This is a genomic window from Janthinobacterium sp. RA13, from assembly GCF_000745325.1.
Lineage (GTDB): Bacteria > Pseudomonadota > Gammaproteobacteria > Burkholderiales > Burkholderiaceae_D > Janthinobacterium > Janthinobacterium rivuli.
In genome coordinates, this window is the sequence record NZ_JQNP01000001.1 from 6306428 (window position 1) to 6323166 (window position 16739).

Sequence of the window (16739 nt, forward strand, 5' to 3'; positions counted from 1 at the left end):
GCGCGGGGCTCTCCGAATCGTCAAATTGGGTTTTGCTTTTCCAAAGCAGGATCAGCAACAAACCCCTACCCAACCCAACAACACCCATGCTAAAATAGCGCCTCGTTCAAACCGGCACGCCAGTTTGAATGAATAGACCGCAGTAAACGGAGAGGTGGCAGAGTGGTCGAATGTACTTGACTCGAAATCAAGCGTACGTTAAATCGTACCGTGGGTTCGAATCCCACCCTCTCCGCCAGAATACATAGAAGAAGCTCCCGCAAGGGAGCTTTTTTTATACCCACCACATATGCAAGCCACCAGCTCAAAGTCCAGGTAGAAAAACCGCCCAAAGCGCGCAGCGCAAGGCGTTTTTTCCTCCACTCAGGCATTGAACGTCAGCGCCGCCACTAACGAAACAAGCTAGTGCGCCAGCCTCGCCACCGCAAATGCCACGACCGACATGGCAATCATCGTCCCCACGCACCATAAAATCATGGCTGATCTGGCCGCAGCCACATCGCTTTTTGTCGCGTAATCGGCATGCTCCATTTTCATATCCGCCGTATCCCGCTCCTGTGTGTCGCCCCGTCCGCTCATGACCGCATCTCCTCGTTGCCCACTCCATGCTCCGCGCTTTTTTCAGCGCTGTCAAACCGTGTCCCGAGGGTATCGTGCACGGTCCGGCTATTGCGCTGTTGCATATCTGCCCTCGCCGCTGCCGCCCACCTTGACCCCGCTCAGCCTATGGTAATCTACCCCCTCCCATCCCGACCCCACCAATAAAAGCAATGAGCCGATTCTGGAGCAACATCGTCAGCGAGCTGACCCCCTACGTCCCGGGCGAGCAACCGAAACTGCCCAACCTGGTCAAACTCAACACCAACGAAAACCCCTACGGCCCATCGCCCCAAGTGCTGGCCGCGCTGCGCGAAGCCGCCAACGACAGCCTGCGCCTCTACCCGGACCCTTCCGCCAGCGAACTGAAGCAAACCCTGGCTACTTACCACGGCCTGAACAGCACGCAAGTGTTCGTCGGCAACGGTTCCGACGAAGTGCTGGCGCTGGCTTTCATGGCCTTGCTCAAGCACGATGCGCCGCTGCTGTTTCCGGACATCAGCTACAGCTTCTATCCCGTGTATTGCAAGCTGTACGGCATCGATTACCGCACGGTAGCGCTCGACGAGGCCATGCGCATCCGCCCGCAAGACTATCAGGGGCCGTGCGGCGCCATCATCTTCCCCAATCCCAATGCGCCGACTGGCGTTGACTTGCCGCTGGCCGGCGTGGAAACCCTGCTGCGCGCCCATCCCGACGCCGTGGTGGTGGTCGATGAGGCGTATGTGGATTTCGGCGGAGAAAGCGCCGTGGCCCTGGTCGAGCGGTATCCGAACTTGCTGGTGGTGCAGACGTTCTCGAAATCGCGTTCGCTGGCCGGCTTGCGCGTCGGGTGCGCCTTCGGACATCCGGACTTGGTCGAGGCGCTGGAAAGAGTGAAGAACAGTTTCAATTCGTATCCGCTGGACCGGCTGGCGCTGGCTGGCGCCGTGGCCTCGCTGCACGACGAAGCGTATTTCCAGCAGACGCGCCAGGCCGTCATCGCCAGCCGCGAACAGCTGACGGCGGACCTGGCGGCGCTGGGCTTCGAGGTGCTGCCGTCGGTGGCCAACTTTGTCTTTGCCTGCCACCCACAGCATGACGCGGCGCAACTGGCGGCCGGCTTGCGCGCCCGCTCCGTGATCGTGCGCCACTTCAATGCCCCCCGCATCAGCCAGTATTTGCGCATCAGCATCGGCAACGCGGCCGAGTGTGCCGCCCTGATGGCGGCGTTGCGCGAAGTGCTGTGACGCCATGCTGACCTTCGTTCCTGCCAGCCTGGCCGATGGCGAGGCACTGGCCAGCCTGCGCGTGGCCGCCATGCGCGAAAGCCTGGAGCGCATCGGCCGCTATGATCCGCAACGTGCGCGCCAGCGCTTCCTGGCCACGTTCGACCCCGATTGCACCTGGCAGTTGCGCCACGGCGGCGCGCTGGCCGGTTTCTATGTGTTGCGCCCGCAAGCGGAGCATTTGCTGCTCGACCACCTCTACCTGGCGCCAGAATGCCAGCGGCAAGGCCTGGGCGCGGCCGTGCTGGCGCGCGTGTTTGCCGGGGCCGATGCGGCCCGCAAGAGCGTGCGCGTGGGCGCCTTGCGCGGCAGCGAGGCGAACCGTTTCTATGTGCGTCACGGCTTCGTGCCCGATGGCGAGGAAGAGTTCGACCTGTATTATCGGCGCGCCCCGGAACCTTGATGCTGCCGGCGGCGACTGTTTGTGCAACAATAATCGGATTCATTCATCGACAGGACGGACAATATGGCAAAAGTGGCATTCATCGGTTTGGGCGTCATGGGTTTCCCCATGGCAGGTCACTTGGCGGCGGGCGGGCACGACGTCAACGTGTACAACCGCAACCCGGCCCGCGCGGCCGCCTGGCTGGAGCAGCACAAGGGCCACAGCGCCGCCACGCCGGCCGCCGCCGCTGCGGGCGCCGCCGCTGCGGGCGCCGAGTTCGTCTTCACCTGCATCGGCAACGATAACGACCTGTACCAAGTCATCCTGGAAGAGGGCGGCTTGCTGTCCGCCATGGCGCCGGGCAGCATCCTGATCGACCATACGACGGCGTCCGCCGAAGCGGCGCGCACCATCCATGCGGCGGCAAAAGAGCAGGGCGTGTTCTTCCTCGACGCGCCCGTGTCCGGCGGCCAGGCGGGTGCGGAAAACGGGAAGCTGACGGTGATGGTGGGTGGCGACGCGGAAGCGTACGCGCGGGCCGAGCCTGTCATCGCCCTGTTTTCGCGCGCCGTCACCTATATGGGCGCCTCCGGTTCCGGCCAGCTCACAAAAATGGTCAACCAGATCTGCATCGCGGGTCTGGTGCAAGCCTTGAGCGAAGGCATCGCCTTTGCGGAAAACGCGGGCCTCGATGCGGCCCTGGTGGTCGACGTGATCTCGAAGGGCGCGGCGCAGTCGTGGCAGCTGGAAAACCGGGGCAAGACCATGATCGAGCGCAAGTTCGACTTCGGTTTCGCCGTCGACCTGATGCGCAAGGACCTCGGCATCTGCCTGGCCGAAGCCAAGCGCAACGGCAGCGATCTGCCTGTGACGACCTTGACGGACCAGTTCTATGGCGAAGTGCAGCAGGCGGGCGGCAACCGTTACGATACGTCCAGCCTGATTACCCGCTTGAACAAAAAGTAAAGTTTAACTCGTCATTAGCGAGCGGCGCGTCCCTGCAAAGGGCCGCGCCGCTCGTCGTTTACGGGAGTGAAAAGTAAAAAACGTCAGTTTCCGGAACATCCGGTTTCGATTTTCATGGAAAAGCATGGACTTCGCTAGATCATCGTGTATTATTAAAAAACGAGATGAAATGTCCCAATTTTTAAAACATTATGAGCGGACCCGTATGAAAACCAACTCCTCAGCGATAACACGCGTTGTCGACAAGAACATTCCCTACCTGTCTTCCGCCGTTGCCATCTGGCGCCCCCGCGCCGTGCTGCGCAGCTGGCCCGGCGTGGCCATCGCGCTGGTGATCGCCCTGTCGGCCACCTTTATTTCCAGCAATTACGGCGGCCCGCAACTGCTGTATGCGCTGTTCTTCGGCCTGGCTTTCCACTTCCTCGCGTCCGATCCCACCTGCAAGCCCGGCATCGAGTTTTGCAGCAAGGTGCTGTTGCGCACGGGCGTGGCCCTGCTGGGCGCGCGGATCACCTTCAATCAGATCGCCTCGGTCGGTGTGACGCCGTTATTGATCGTCGTCGGCGGCCTGGTGGCGACTTTGGGCTTCGGCTATCTGCTGGCCAGGTGGCTCAAGCGTCCCATCACGGAAGGCATTCTGTCGGGCGGCTCGGTCGCCATCTGCGGCGCGTCGGCCGCGCTGGCCATCTCCGCCGTGCTGCCGCAAACCAAGGAAAACGAAAAATTCACCCTCTTGACGGTGGTGGGCGTGACGTCGCTGTCGACCCTGGCCATGATCGTCTATCCGCTGCTGGTCAAGCTGCTGGGCTTTGATCCGACGGAAGCGGGCGTGTTCATCGGCGGCACCATCCATGACGTGGCGCAAGTGGTGGGGGCCGGCTACCTGGTCAGCAACCATACGGGCGACGTGGCCACCTTCGTCAAACTGACGCGCGTCGCCTGCCTCGTGCCCGTCGTGCTGGGTCTGTCGATCATGTTCAAGCGCAAGGACGGCAAGAGCGAAGTCGATGCGCCGCCGCTCGTGCCCTTCTTCCTGATCGGCTTTGTCTGGCTCGTCATCACGAACAGCCTGGGCCTGATCCCGCAGGAAGTGAATGGCTGGATCAACAATGCCTCGCGCGCCTGCCTCGTCATCGCTATCGCGGCCCTGGGCGTGAAAACCTCGTTCCAGTCGCTGGCCTCGCTGGGCTGGCGTCCCGTGATCATGCTGGTGATGGAAACCGTGTGGATCGCCGCTTTCGTCGCCATCGCCGTCCTGCTGACGCGCTAAGCGAGCCGGGTCCGCCATGAAGATCCTAGTCCTCGGCGCCGGCGTGGTCGGCACGGCATCGGCCTGGTACTTGCGCCAGGCGGGCCACGACGTGCGCGTGCTTGAACGTCAGGCGGGCGCGGCGCAGGAAACCAGTTTTGCCAACGGCGGGCAGATTTCCGTCTCGCACGCGGAGCCGTGGGCCAATCCCGCCACCCTGCGCAAGGTGATTGGATGGCTGGGCAAGGACGATGCGCCGCTGCTGTTCCGTCCCCGCCTGGACCCGCTGCAATGGCAGTGGGCCTTGCATTACCTGCGCGAATGCCTGCCGTCGCGGGTGTCGCGCAATATGCGCCAGATCGTCACCCTGGCCGAGTACAGCCGGCAGAGCCTGCAAGCCTTGCGCCGCGAAACGGGCATCGCCTATGACCACCTGGAGCGGGGCATATTGCATTTCTATACGGACCAGCAGGAGTTTGATAAATCACAAGCGGGCGCCGCGCTCTTGCGCGAACTGGGCTGCCCGCGCAACACCGTCAGCGCCGACGAAGTGATACGGCTGGAACCGGCCCTGCGCCATGCGCGCAGCCAGATCGTCGGCGGCGATTTCACGGCCAGCGACGAGTCGGGCGACGTGCATTTGTTTACCACGGCGCTGGCCGCCCGCGCGGCGGCGGCCGGCGTGGATTTCTGCTTTGGCACGACAGTGACCCGCTTGCTGCTGGACGGCGAAAGAGTGACTGGCGTGGAATGCATCGATGCGCAGGGCCGCCATCGCCTGGAATACGCGGACGCCGTCGTGGTCGCCATGGGCAGCTTTTCCGCGCCGCTGCTGCAGCCGCTGGGCATCCGCCTGATGTTGTATCCGGGCAAGGGTTATTCGGCCACCTATCCGATACTTGACCCTGCCAGCGCGCCGACCGTCTCGCTGACGGACGACGGCCACAAACTGGTGTTTTCACGCTTGGGCGAGCGCCTGCGTGTGGCCGGCACGTGCGAGCTGAACGGTTACACGCGCGAACTGAACCCCGTGCGCTGCGCCGCCATCACGCGCAGAGTGCAAGCGCTGTTTCCCCATGCCTGTGATTACAGCGACCCCGTCTACTGGGCCGGCCTGCGCCCCCTGACGCCGTCTAACGTGCCCTACATCGGCGCCACGCGCTACCGCCAGCTGTTCCTCAACACGGGCCACGGCACCCTGGGCTGGACCATGGGCTGCGGCGCGGGCAGGGCGCTGGCCGACCTCGTGTCGGGAAGGCGGCCGGATGTCGATTTTGCGTTTTGCGGCGAAGCCCCCGGCATGAGGCCGCTTTGGTTCAACTTAGGAGAGCACCACGATGAGAGACGCCACCACCCCCAGCCAGCCACCGACCGGCCTGACCCTGGCCGGCACCACTTACCAGTCGCGCCTGCTGGTGGGCACCGGTAAATACAAGGATTTCGAGGAAACGCGCCTGGCCATCGAAGAGAGCGGCGCCGAGATCGTCACCGTCACGATACGGCGCGTGAATATCGGCCAGGAAAAGGGTGAGCCGAACCTGCTCGACTTCATCCCGCCGTCGAAATACACGATCCTGCCCAACACGGGAGGCTGCTACAACGCGCGCGATGCCGTCTACACCCTGCAACTGGCGCGCGAGCTGCTGGGCGGGCACCCGCTGTGCAAGCTGGAAGTGCTCGGCGACGAAAAGACTTTGTTCCCGAACATGCCGGAAACGTTAAAGGCGGCCGGGGAGCTGGTACGCGACGGCTTCCAGGTGATGGTGTATTGCAGCGACGACCCGATCCAGGCGCGCATGCTGGAAGACCTCGGCTGCATCGCCGTCATGCCGCTGGCGTCATTGATCGGCTCGGGCATGGGCATTCTGAATCCGTGGAATCTGTCGCTGATCATCGAGCAAGCCAAGGTTCCCGTGCTGGTCGATGCCGGTGTCGGCACGGCGTCGGACGCGGCCATCGCCATGGAACTCGGCTGCGACGGCATCCTGATGAATACCGCCATCGCGGCGGCGCGCGAACCCATCCGCATGGCGCGCGCCATGAAACTGGCAGTGCAGGGCGGACGCGAGGCCTATCTGGCCGGACGCATGCCCCGGAGAGCAGGCGTCATGAGCGCATCGCCCTCGTCACCGATGGCCGGGCTGATCGCCTGAGCCAGATTTGTAGCAAGGCAGTTGATTATCGTTTCAAGCGTTTATAAAAACCACAATACCTGGAGATGACATGAAACACACACTCGTAGCGGCAGCCGTCCTGGCCACCTTCTTCGCCGGCAACGCCAGCGCCCAATCGTCCGTCACCGTGTACGGCTTGCTCGACGCGGGCCTGACGTCCGAACACGGCGGCGCGGACGGTTCCGTCACCAAGCTGGCCACCGGCGTGCAATCGGGCAGCCGCATCGGCTTCAAGGGCACGGAAGACCTGGGCAATAACCTGAAGGCCAACTTCTTGCTGGAAAATGGCCTCGACGTGGATACGGGCGCCAACCGCCAGGGCGCCCTGTTCGGGCGCAAGGCTTACGTGGGCCTGTCGGGCGGCTTTGGCGCCGTGAACCTGGGCTTGCAGCACAACCCGCTGTTCACCGCGCTGGACAATATCGACCCCTTCGAGACGGGCATGACGGGCGCTTCGATCAACCTGATGAGCGTGGCCAGCCTGCGCACGAAAAACTCGATCATGTACGAGACGCCGAAGGTAAACGGCTTGTCGGCCGCCGTGATGGTTGGCCTCGGCGAAAAGCCGGACAGCAACACCCTGGGCCGCACCATCGACTTTTCCATCGATTACGCCAACGGCCCGCTGGTGCTGACCCTGGCGCACGATAACCGCAAGGACACGCCGCTGAACACGGCCAAGGTCACCTTGCTGGGCGGCACCTATGACTTCGGCCCTGCCAAGCTGCACGCCGCGTATGAAACGGACAAGGACGACGCGGGCACGGACTTCCGCAGCTACATGCTGGGCGCCTCGGCCCCCGTGGGCGCGGCAGGCAGCGTGATGGCGTCCTACATCAAGAAGGATGACCGCACGAATGCGCGCCGCGGCGGGCGCCAGCTGGCCATCGGCTACACCTATGCTTTGTCCAAGCGTACGAATCTGTACACCTCGTACGGCCGCATCAACAACGATGGCGCGGGCACCAATTTTGTTGGCGACGCATCGAGCGGCGGCAGCGTGCCCTTGCCGGGCCATAACTCGAGCGCCTTCACGGCCGGCATGCGTTTGAAGTTCTAAACACGGCGACGCGGGTAGAGATGGCGGCTTGTCTGTTGCGGATAAGCCGCCATTGTTGTTTCAGCAGTGGTGCACATGCACGGATTCCGGATTCAGGAATGAAACAGTCCGATTTTTCATGAATTTTCATTGACAGCGCATTTCGCAACCGTTAAATTGAACACGTATTTCAAATATCGGAACAAAATATACCGATTTTTCATAAAACCGTAAGGAGACTGAGCCATGACCGATTTGTCCGACCAAAAAGCCGCCGCCGCAGCGATACCTGTGGGCCCGCAAAAGATGACGCCTTCCGAAGCGTTCGTGGAAACCCTGGCCGCCAATGGCGTGACCGACATGTTCGGCATCATGGGCTCGGCCTTCATGGACCCGATGGACATTTTTGCGCCGGCCGGCATCCGTTTGATCCCCGTCGTGCACGAGCAGGGCGCCGGCCACATGGCTGACGGCTATGCCCGCGTCTCGGGCCGCCATGGCGTCGTCATCGGCCAGAACGGCCCCGGCATCAGCAATTGCGTCACCGCCATTGCCGCCGCCTACTGGGCGCATACCCCGGTCGTGATCATTACCCCTGAGACGGGCACGATGAGCATGGGCCTGGGCGGCTTCCAGGAAGCGAATCAGCTGCCGATGTTCGAAGAATTTACGAAATATCAAGGTCACGTCACGAATCCGGCCCGCATGGCCGAATTCACGGGCCGCTGCTTTGACCGCGCCATGTCGGAAATGGGCCCGACGCAACTGAACATCCCGCGCGACTATTTTTATGGCGAAATCAAGGCCGAGATTCCCAAACCGAACCGCCTGGACCGTGGCGCCGGCGGCGAGCAAAGCCTCAACGACGCGGCCGAGTTGCTGTCGAAAGCCAAGTTCCCCGTGATCATTTCGGGCGGCGGCGTCGTCATGGGCGAAGCCATCGAAGAATGCAAGGCCCTGGCCGAGCGCCTCGGCGCGCCGGTGGTGAACAGCTATCTGCACAACGACTCCTTCCCCGCCAGCCATCCGCTGTGGTGCGGTCCGCTGGGCTACCAGGGTTCCAAGGCAGCCATGAAACTGATCGCCAAGGCGGACGTCGTCGTCGCTTTGGGTTCGCGCCTGGGGCCGTTCGGCACCTTGCCGCAGCACGGCATGGATTACTGGCCGAAGAATGCCAAGATCATCCAGATCGACGCGGACAACAAGATGCTGGGTTTGGTCAAGAAAATCTCCGTCGGCATCTGCGGCGACGCCAAGGCAGCCGCGAAAGCCATCCTGTCCCGCCTGGACGGCAAGACGCTCGACTGCGACGCGACGCGCGACGAGCGCTATGCCACCGTGCAAGCCGAGAAGGCGGCGTGGGAAGAAGAGCTGACGAACTGGACGCACGAAAAAGATGCGTACAGCCTGGACATGATCGAAGAGCAGAAGAAAGAGCCGGGCAGCTATTTGCACCCGCGCCAGGTCTTGCGCGAGCTGGAAAAAGCCATGCCGGAAGACGTGATGGTGTCGACCGACATCGGCAACATCAACTCGGTGGCGAACAGTTACTTGCGCTTTGAAAAGCCGCGCAGCTTCTTTGCGGCGATGAGCTTTGGCAACTGCGGTTACGCATTCCCGACCATCATCGGCGCGAAAGTGGCCGCGCCGCACCGTCCGGCCGTGTCGTATGCAGGCGACGGCGCCTGGGGCATGAGCTTGATGGAAACCATGACCTGCGTGCGCCACAACATCCCCGTGACGGCCGTGGTGTTCCACAACCGCCAGTGGGGCGCGGAAAAGAAAAACCAGGTGGATTTCTACAACCGCCGTTTTGTGGCCGGTGAACTCGACAACCAGAGCTTCGCCGAGATTGCGCGGGCCATGGGCGCCGAAGGCATCACGGTCGACAAGCTGGAAGACGTGGGCCCGGCCTTGAAAAAGGCGATCGACATGCAGATGAATGAAGGCAAGACCACCATCATCGAAATCATGTGCACGCGTGAATTGGGCGACCCGTTCCGCCGGGATGCGCTGAGCAAACCTGTGCGTCACCTGGACAAGTATAAAGACTACGTTTGATGTGATGGTGTTGTTGGATTACGCCCTCTGGGCTAATCCAACCTACGCAAGCTACGCGTGGTGCCGGCGTAATCCGACACCACCCTGACCGATCCTTGTATGACCCCGGCAATCGCGCCGGGTTTTATGTGCCGGAACCATCTTTATGCTTCCATGGTTCCGGCATTTTTTTACCGAATTGGAGTCGCCATGAAAGCCCTGCACCGCATCATCGCGCAAGCCCGCGCCGTGCCGAAAAACATCGTCTTGTGCGAGGGTGACGACGTGCGCGTGCTGCAGGCGGCCGCGCGTGCCGCTGCCGAAGGCCTGGCGCACATCACCATCGTCGGCAGGCCGGCCGCCATCCTGGCGCTGGCGCGCGAACACGCGCTGGATCTGGACGCCGTGCGCCTGGTTGACCCGGAAACGTCCGACGAGTCGGAACATTACGCCCAGCAATTGTTCGTGCTGCGCCAGGCCAAGGGCATGACGGTGGAGCAGGCGAGAACCGCCGTGCAAGACCCGCTGTGCTATGCCAACCTGATGGTGCGCCTGGGCGATGCGGACGGTTGCGTGGCGGGAGCCGTGCACACGACGGCCGACGTGGTGCGCAGCGCCATCCAGATCATCGGCGTCGATCCCGCCTTCAAGCTCGTGTCCAGTTTTTTCCTGATGATGCTGTGCGAACCATTCCACAGCCTCAAGGGCGGCTTCATCTTTTCCGACTGCGCCCTCGTGGTCGACCCGAAAGCCGAGGAATTGGCCGACATCGCCATGGCCGCCGCCGACAGCGCGCAAGCCTTGCTGATGGAAGAACCGCGCGTGGCCATGCTGTCGTTTTCCACCAGCGGCAGCGCCCACCACGCGGCCGTCGACAAGGTGCATGCGGCAACAGACCGGGTCAAGGCCCAGCGTCCGCTGCTGGCCATCGATGGCGACGTGCAACTTGATGCGGCCATTGTGGCCGAAATTTCGCAGAGAAAAGTCAAGGATTCCGTCGTGAATGGACGTGCGAATGTGCTGGTGTTCCCGAACCTCGACGCGGGCAATATCGGCTACAAGCTGGCCGAACGCATGGGCGGCGCCGTCGCCATCGGCCCCTTGCTGCAAGGCTTGAAGAAACCGGCCAACGATCTGTCGCGCGGCTGCAGCGCCGATGACGTGTACAACGTGATCGCGGTCACGTCCGTGCAGGCCCAGGGTGGGCGCTGAGTTGTTCAGCTGGCCCGTGCTGGCGCTGCTGGGCGTGGTGGCGGCGGGCACGTATTTCCAGACCGTCACGGGTTTTGGCCTGGGCATGATCGTCATGGGCGTGGCCAGCGGGTTGGGCCTGGCGCCCGTGCCCGCACTGGCGGCCCTTGTCAGTTTATTGTCGCTGGCCAATTGCCTCGTGGCCTTGCCGGGTGCCTTGCACCACCTGGACTGGCGCGCCATCCGCGCCGCCAGCATCGGTTTGCTGCCCGCCATGGCGGCTGGCGTGTTGCTGCTCGGCTACCTGGACCAGGCGTATGCGCCCCTGCTGCATCTCTTGCTGGGCGCGGCCATCGTGTATGGCGGCATCAGCATCCTGCTGCAAGCGCCGCCGGGACCGGGCGCGGCGGATAAACGCAGCTTCTTCATCAGCGGCGTGTGCGGCGGCCTGTTCTCGGGCCTGTTTTCGCTGGCCGGGCCACCGCTCGTGTACCAGTTCTATCGCCAGGAAATGAGTCTGAAAACCATCCGCTACAGCCTGATCTTTTTGTTCGCCATCAGCGCGGGCGGGCGCTCGCTGATGGCGGGTAGCCAGGGCCAGCTGGACGCAAAAGTGCTGTTGCTGTGCTCGCTGGCCTTGCCCGTGGGCGTGCTGGCCACGATGGCTGGCAAGCGCTACCCGCCGCCGATCGCCCAGCGCGGCATGCGCCGCATCGCGTTTGCCGTGCTGACCTTGATCGGCATTTCGCTGATGGCGGCGGCCGTGCCGCAATTGCTGGACTAGTCTCCAAGCGTGCGGCGCTTGCAAAATAATTAAACTGCCGTTATATTCCCGGTTCTTTCTAGAACCTCTTCCTTATTGGAGCCAAAAGTGCCTCGCTACTTCGCCATCACCTGCTAACGCTGACGAAATGCTCTTTGCAGCATCGTTCGGCGCGTTGACGCCCCCGATTGCTGCGGCACTGCTCTTGCTCTTCCCGCACACGTATCCGAGACCCTGGTCTTGATCGTCCACGCCCGAACACGTCGTCAGCACCCCTGACCCTGTATGGACACGCCCCGGTGAACGCGGCGTGGGACGCTATGTTTTTACAATCTTTACCCTTATTCAAATACCCGCGCACGCCGCACCTGGAAGGCTCGCGCCTGCAGGACGGCGACGACGGTTCCGACCAGACGCCCCTGAAAAAGCTGGCCGGCCAGTACGTCGTCATCGAGGAAAAAATCGATGGCGCCAACTCTGCCGTGTCGTTCAGCGACGCGGGCGAGGTGCTGCTGCAGTCGCGCGGCCATTACCTGGCGGGCGGCGGCAGCGAACGCCAGTTCAACCTGTTGAAACCGTGGGCGCATGCGCACGAACACGCCTTGCTGCACCTGCTGGAAGACCAGTATGTGCTGTTTGGCGAATGGTCGTACAGCAAGCATTCCGTGTTTTACGACCGGCTACCCCATTACTTCAATGAGTTCGACGTGTACTGCCGCCGCAGCCAGATGTTCTTGTCGACGGCGCGCCGCCACGCCATGCTGGCCGGCTCGCCCGTGCTGTCCGTTCCCGTGCTGTATGCCGGATTGATGCCGGCCACGCCGAAGCAGTTGTGGCAGCTGCTGCGCCATTCGCTGGCCAAGTCCCGGCTGTGGCGCGACGCGTTTGAACACGCGGTGGCGCGCGAACGCCTGCCGCTGGACCTGTGCTGGAAGCAGACGGACAAGTCCGACCACGCGGAAGGCCTGTACTTGAAAGTGGAAGACGACGAGCAAGTGCTGGCCCGCTACAAGCTGGTGCGCCATGACTTTACGCAAACCATCCTCGACAGCGGCTCGCACCACAGCACGCGGCCCCTGATCCCGAACCAGCTGGCCGAGGGCGTCGACCTGTACGCGCCGCAGCCGCTCGTCACGTGGGAAAGCCTGGGTTTACACACCTGCCGTTCGCTCGACGAACTGGCAGCTTTCTCAAGGAGTACAAAATGATGAACTGGAAAACCCTGCAACAACTGGTGCCCATGCCGGGCCAGTCGCCCGATTTCAACGCTTGCCTGGCCGCCTTCCCGCAGCTGGAACTGGCCAAGACGACGCCGCAAAACCCCGTGTACCACGCGGAAGGCGACGTGTGGACGCATACGATGATGGTGGTGGAATCCCTGCTGGGCATGCTTGAATATCAGCAAGCCACGCGGGCGGAACAGGAAATCGTGTTTCTCGCCGCCTTGCTGCACGACGTGGCCAAGTGCAGCACCACGGTGATCGATCCGGTGACGGGCGCCATCGGCCAGCCGGGCCACTCGCGCAAGGGCGCCCTCGATGCGCGCATCGCCCTGTGGGATGGCGACGTGCCGTTTGCCGCGCGCGAGGAAATCTGCCGCCTGATCAATGTGCACCAGGTGCCGTTCTTTGCGCTGGAAACGTCGCGGCGCGGCGTCACGCCCGAGTTCACCGTGCGCGAACTGTCGTGGCAGGTCGATATCCGCCTGCTGGCCATGCTGGCCGAGGCCGATATCCGCGGCCGCATCTGTCCCGATCCACAGCGCATTCTGGATGCCATCGAGCTGTTCCGCGAACTGGCGCGCGAGGAGGGCTGTTATGGACAGCGGCGCGCCTTTGTCGACGGCCATACGCGCGTCAAATATTTTCGCGGCGCCGAGGCGCATCCCGATTATTCCCTGTTCCAGGAGCCGGGTTCGCACGTGATCGTCATGTCGGGCTTGCCCGCGTCCGGCAAGAACACGTGGGTGGAGAAGCACCATCCGCGCCTGCCCGTCGTGTCGTTTGACGATGCGCGGACGGCCTTGGGCTTGAAGCACGGCAAGAACGAAGGGCAGGTGGGCGACTATGCGGAAGAGCGGGCGCGCGAATTGTTGCGCAAGGGCGAACCGTTCGTGTGGAACGCCACGCATCTGTCCAAGCTGATGCGCGAAAAGACGCTCAACCTGCTTTACAAGTACAACGCGCAGGTGGAGCTCGTGTACCTGGAACAGCCGCGCAAGGAGTTACTGCGGCGCAACGGCCAGCGCGACACGTCGCTCAGCAACAAGAAGCTGCAAGCGATGCTGTGGAACTGGGAAATTCCACTGCCGATGGAAGCGCATGCCGTGCGCTACGAGGTGAGTTGAACCGCTAGCGTTTGCGTCCACCGAGCAACTGCGCGATCTCGCTGAACAGCTCATTGTTCAGCGAGGCGGGCAGGGTGGTGGCCAGGCTGCGGCTGTAGTAGGCGCCCAGGTCCAGGCCAAGTCCCAGGCCGCAGATTTCCACGGCGCCCTGCGCTTCGCGGCGCGCCACCACCTGTTTCAGATGTTGCGCCAGGTAAAACTCGTCGTTGGCCAGATTCGTGGCCGTATCCATCGGGCAACCGTCGGACACGACGAGCAGGATGCGCCGCCGCTCCGGGCGCGCCAGCATGCGCGTGCACGCCCAGTCCACGGCTTCGCCATCGACGCCTTCGCGGTACAGGTCCGCCTTCAGCAGGGCCGCGATGTCGGGCCGCGCGCGGCGCCAGCTCGTGTCGCCATCCTTGACCACCATGTGCACGAGTTCGTTCAAGCGGCCCGGATTGGCGGGCGAGCGGGCGCGCATCCAGTCGCGCTTGACTCGTCCTCCGTTCCACGCGCCCGTCGTAAAGCCCAGCAATTCGGTGGTGATGCCGGCCTGGTCCAGCGCGCGCAACAGAATGTCGAGCAGCACGGCCACGGATTCCGCATGCGTCTTCATGGAGCCGGAACAATCGACGAGAAAGGACACCAGGCAATCGGATTGCGGCAGGAATTGTTCCTTGCGAAACAGCCTGCGCTCGGACGGCGAACTGATCAGCTGCGCCAGCCGCCGGCCATCGATATACCCCTCTTCTTCGCCAAATGACCAGCCATCGCGCTGGGGCACGGCCAGCAATTGCGTGAACCGCCGCGCCAGACGTGCCGTGTTGATGCCCAGGCTGGCGATGCGGGCATCCATGCGTTCGCGGTAGTCGAGCAGCAGGGCGCGGCGCACGAGTTCGCCCGCTCTTTCCTCGCGGTCATATGCCGTGGAGTAAGTCTTGTAGCCGCCATCGCCATCGCTGAAGGCGCGGCTCTCGCCCAGCGGGGCGGCGTCTGGAATATTGTCGTTATCGCTGTCGAAATCGAGCAGCAGCTTGAAGGCTGCCTGCGCCTTGGCGTCGCCCCCATCGTCCTGGCTGCCGTCGCGCGCAGTTTGCGCTTCTTTCAGCATGGCATCGACGGCGTGGGCGATGGCCAGCGCGTGCCGCGCAAAGGCCGCCTGGTCGGCACGGTGGCGGCGCAAGCCAGCCAGGTCGCCGCTCAGTGTTGAGGACACCGACCAGCGCGTGGCCTCGATAAAATCTTCCGTCTTTTCCAGCACGGGCCTGGCCGTCAGGCGCGACCAGCACATCTGGAACACTGTATACAAGAGCAAGCCCGATGCGCCTTCCGCCAGGCCGGAATCGTAAAATGCATGCGACCAGGCCGTAAACCGGTGGCGCAGGTTGGCGATCACGCCGGCATGTTGATCGGGCGCAAGCGTTTCCACTCTTAACTGTTCCAGCAGCTCGAAGACGAGGCGCGCCACGGGGTCAAGCGGACACAGGGACTTGTGCAGGGCGGCATCCGTATGCAGCAGGCGCAGGGCCACGCTGTCGGCCGCGCCGCGCAAGGAGGGCAAATCCTGCAGCGCCGCATCGGGCTGCAGATGGGCCGCATGGATGGGCAGCGCTCGGTGGCCGTCGTGCAGGCGCCGGCCCCGGTAGCGTATCGCGGGAGAACCGCTGAGGGCGCGGATGGCGCCCGCGCACAGCTCATCCGTTTCCTGCTGCTCGCGCGTGTAGGCGGCAGGCGCCGTCGTTTCCGTACTCATGCCTGGCTCGCCAGCAATTCCTCATTGAAGCAGCGCTGATAGTATTCGGCCACCATGGGCCGCTCGGCCTCGTCGCATTTGTTGAGAAAGGACAGGCGGAAGGCCAGGGCCGGGTCGCGGAAGATCTGGCAATTCTCCGCCCAGGTAATCACCGTGCGCGGCGACATCAGGCAGGCCAGGTCGCCCGCCGCATAGCCGTGGCGCGTGAGGCTGGCCACGGCCACCATGCTGCTCGCCAACTGGCGGCCCGCCTCGTCGTTCATGGCGGGGACTCTGGCCAGGACGATCTGCGTTTCCTCGTCCTGCGGCAAATAGTTCAGGGTGGCAACAATGTTCCAGCGGTCGATCTGCGCGTGGTTCAGCACTTGGGTGCCGTGGTACATGCCGTTCAGGTTGCCCAGGCCCACCGTATTCGAGGTGGCGAACAAACGGAAGTGGGGGTGGGGCGTGATGACCCGGTTCTGGTCGAGCAGGGTGAACTTGCCGTCGCGTTCCAGAATGCGCTGGATGACGAACATCACGTCGGGGCGGCCCGCGTCGTATTCATCGAAGATCAGGGCCACGGGGCGCTGCAAGGACCAGGGCACGATGCCTTCCTGGAATTCCGTCACCTGCTGCTGTTCGCGCAGCACGATGGCGTCCTTGCCGACCAGGTCCAGGCGGCTGATGTGGCCGTCCAGGTTGACCCGCACGCAAGGCCAGTTCAGGCGCGCCGCCACCTGCTCGATATGTGTGGACTTGCCCGTGCCGTGCAAGCCCTGCACCATCACGCGGCGGTTATGCGTGAAGCCGGCCAGTATCGCCAAGGTGACATCCTTGTTGAAGCGGTAGGCGGGATCGATGTCGGGCACGTGCGGGTCGCGCTCCGTGAAGACGGGCACGAGCAGGTCGCTGTCGATGTTGAACAGGCTGCGCACGGACTGCAAGGTTTGCGCTGCGGCGGCGGGGGGATGTTGGCGTGAATCTGGCACCTTGTTCTCCTGTG

Annotated in this window: 15 protein-coding genes and 1 tRNA gene; 13 read left to right on the forward strand and 3 right to left on the reverse strand. The window is 63.2% G+C overall.

Features of this window, described 5'->3' with window-relative positions:
• The first annotated feature begins 148 nt into the window (after nucleotides 1-148).
• Nucleotides 149-238, forward strand: a tRNA-Ser gene (locus FG13_RS28060).
• Between the two features lie 164 nt (nucleotides 239-402).
• Here the strand turns inward: FG13_RS28060 and FG13_RS30570 are convergent.
• On the reverse strand, nucleotides 403-579 hold the full coding sequence (locus FG13_RS30570) for a hypothetical protein (protein WP_161784216.1): 177 nt from the start codon (nucleotides 577-579) through the stop codon (nucleotides 403-405).
• A gap of 191 nt (nucleotides 580-770) precedes the next feature.
• On the opposite strand from FG13_RS30570, the gene hisC reads away from it, so the two are divergent.
• The 12 genes from hisC to FG13_RS28120 all read left to right on the forward strand — a co-directional run bounded on the left by hisC (nucleotide 771) and on the right by FG13_RS28120 (nucleotide 14019).
• Complete coding sequence (gene hisC, locus FG13_RS28065) at nucleotides 771-1826, forward strand: histidinol-phosphate transaminase (RefSeq protein WP_035826485.1); 1056 nt, start codon at nucleotides 771-773, stop codon at nucleotides 1824-1826.
• 4 nt (nucleotides 1827-1830) lie between these two features.
• On the forward strand, nucleotides 1831-2268 hold the full coding sequence (locus tag FG13_RS28070) for a GNAT family N-acetyltransferase (RefSeq protein WP_035826486.1): 438 nt from the start codon (nucleotides 1831-1833) through the stop codon (nucleotides 2266-2268).
• Nucleotides 2269-2331: 63 nt separating this feature from the next.
• Nucleotides 2332-3216: an NAD(P)-dependent oxidoreductase gene (locus FG13_RS28075; protein ID WP_035826488.1), complete on the forward strand. Its 885-nt coding sequence runs from the start codon at nucleotides 2332-2334 to the stop codon at nucleotides 3214-3216.
• 205 nt (nucleotides 3217-3421) lie between these two features.
• Entirely contained in the window at nucleotides 3422-4486 is a 1065-nt protein-coding gene (locus FG13_RS28080; protein ID WP_081922749.1) for a YeiH family protein, read from the forward strand.
• A gap of 16 nt (nucleotides 4487-4502) precedes the next feature.
• Nucleotides 4503-5894 (forward strand): D-amino acid dehydrogenase, encoded by a 1392-nt coding sequence (locus tag FG13_RS28085; RefSeq protein WP_081922750.1) that lies wholly within the window; start codon nucleotides 4503-4505, stop codon nucleotides 5892-5894.
• On the forward strand, nucleotides 5803-6618 hold the full coding sequence (locus tag FG13_RS28090) for a thiazole synthase (protein ID WP_035826490.1): 816 nt from the start codon (nucleotides 5803-5805) through the stop codon (nucleotides 6616-6618). The genes FG13_RS28085 and FG13_RS28090 overlap by 92 nt, the downstream gene beginning before the upstream one ends.
• A 70-nt stretch (nucleotides 6619-6688) precedes the next feature.
• Nucleotides 6689-7699, forward strand: a complete 1011-nt coding sequence (locus tag FG13_RS28095; protein ID WP_035826492.1) for a porin — start codon at nucleotides 6689-6691, stop codon at nucleotides 7697-7699.
• A 225-nt stretch (nucleotides 7700-7924) separates the two neighbouring features.
• Nucleotides 7925-9739, forward strand: coding sequence for a sulfoacetaldehyde acetyltransferase (gene xsc, locus FG13_RS28100; protein WP_051959511.1), 1815 nt, complete (start codon nucleotides 7925-7927; stop codon nucleotides 9737-9739).
• A 189-nt stretch (nucleotides 9740-9928) separates the two neighbouring features.
• Nucleotides 9929-10930 (forward strand): phosphate acetyltransferase, encoded by a 1002-nt coding sequence (gene pta / locus FG13_RS28105; protein WP_035826494.1) that lies wholly within the window; start codon nucleotides 9929-9931, stop codon nucleotides 10928-10930.
• 1 nt (nucleotide 10931) lies between these two features.
• Complete coding sequence (locus FG13_RS28110) at nucleotides 10932-11693, forward strand: sulfite exporter TauE/SafE family protein (protein WP_035826496.1); 762 nt, start codon at nucleotides 10932-10934, stop codon at nucleotides 11691-11693.
• 299 nt (nucleotides 11694-11992) lie between these two features.
• Nucleotides 11993-12880, forward strand: a complete 888-nt coding sequence (locus FG13_RS28115; protein ID WP_035826498.1) for an RNA ligase family protein — start codon at nucleotides 11993-11995, stop codon at nucleotides 12878-12880.
• Nucleotides 12877-14019, forward strand: coding sequence for an AAA family ATPase (locus FG13_RS28120; protein WP_442905213.1), 1143 nt, complete (start codon nucleotides 12877-12879; stop codon nucleotides 14017-14019). Before FG13_RS28115 ends, FG13_RS28120 begins: the two co-directional genes overlap by 4 nt.
• Nucleotides 14020-14023: 4 nt before the next feature.
• Here FG13_RS28120 and FG13_RS28125 read toward each other — a convergent pair whose 3' ends face one another.
• Both FG13_RS28125 and FG13_RS28130 read right to left on the reverse strand, forming a co-directional pair.
• Complete coding sequence (locus FG13_RS28125) at nucleotides 14024-15754, reverse strand: cobaltochelatase CobT-related protein (RefSeq protein WP_035826501.1); 1731 nt, start codon at nucleotides 15752-15754, stop codon at nucleotides 14024-14026.
• Nucleotides 15751-16725: an AAA family ATPase gene (locus FG13_RS28130; RefSeq protein ID WP_081922751.1), complete on the reverse strand. Its 975-nt coding sequence runs from the start codon at nucleotides 16723-16725 to the stop codon at nucleotides 15751-15753. Before FG13_RS28130 ends, FG13_RS28125 begins: the two co-directional genes overlap by 4 nt.
• Between the last annotated feature and the right edge of the window lie 14 nt (nucleotides 16726-16739).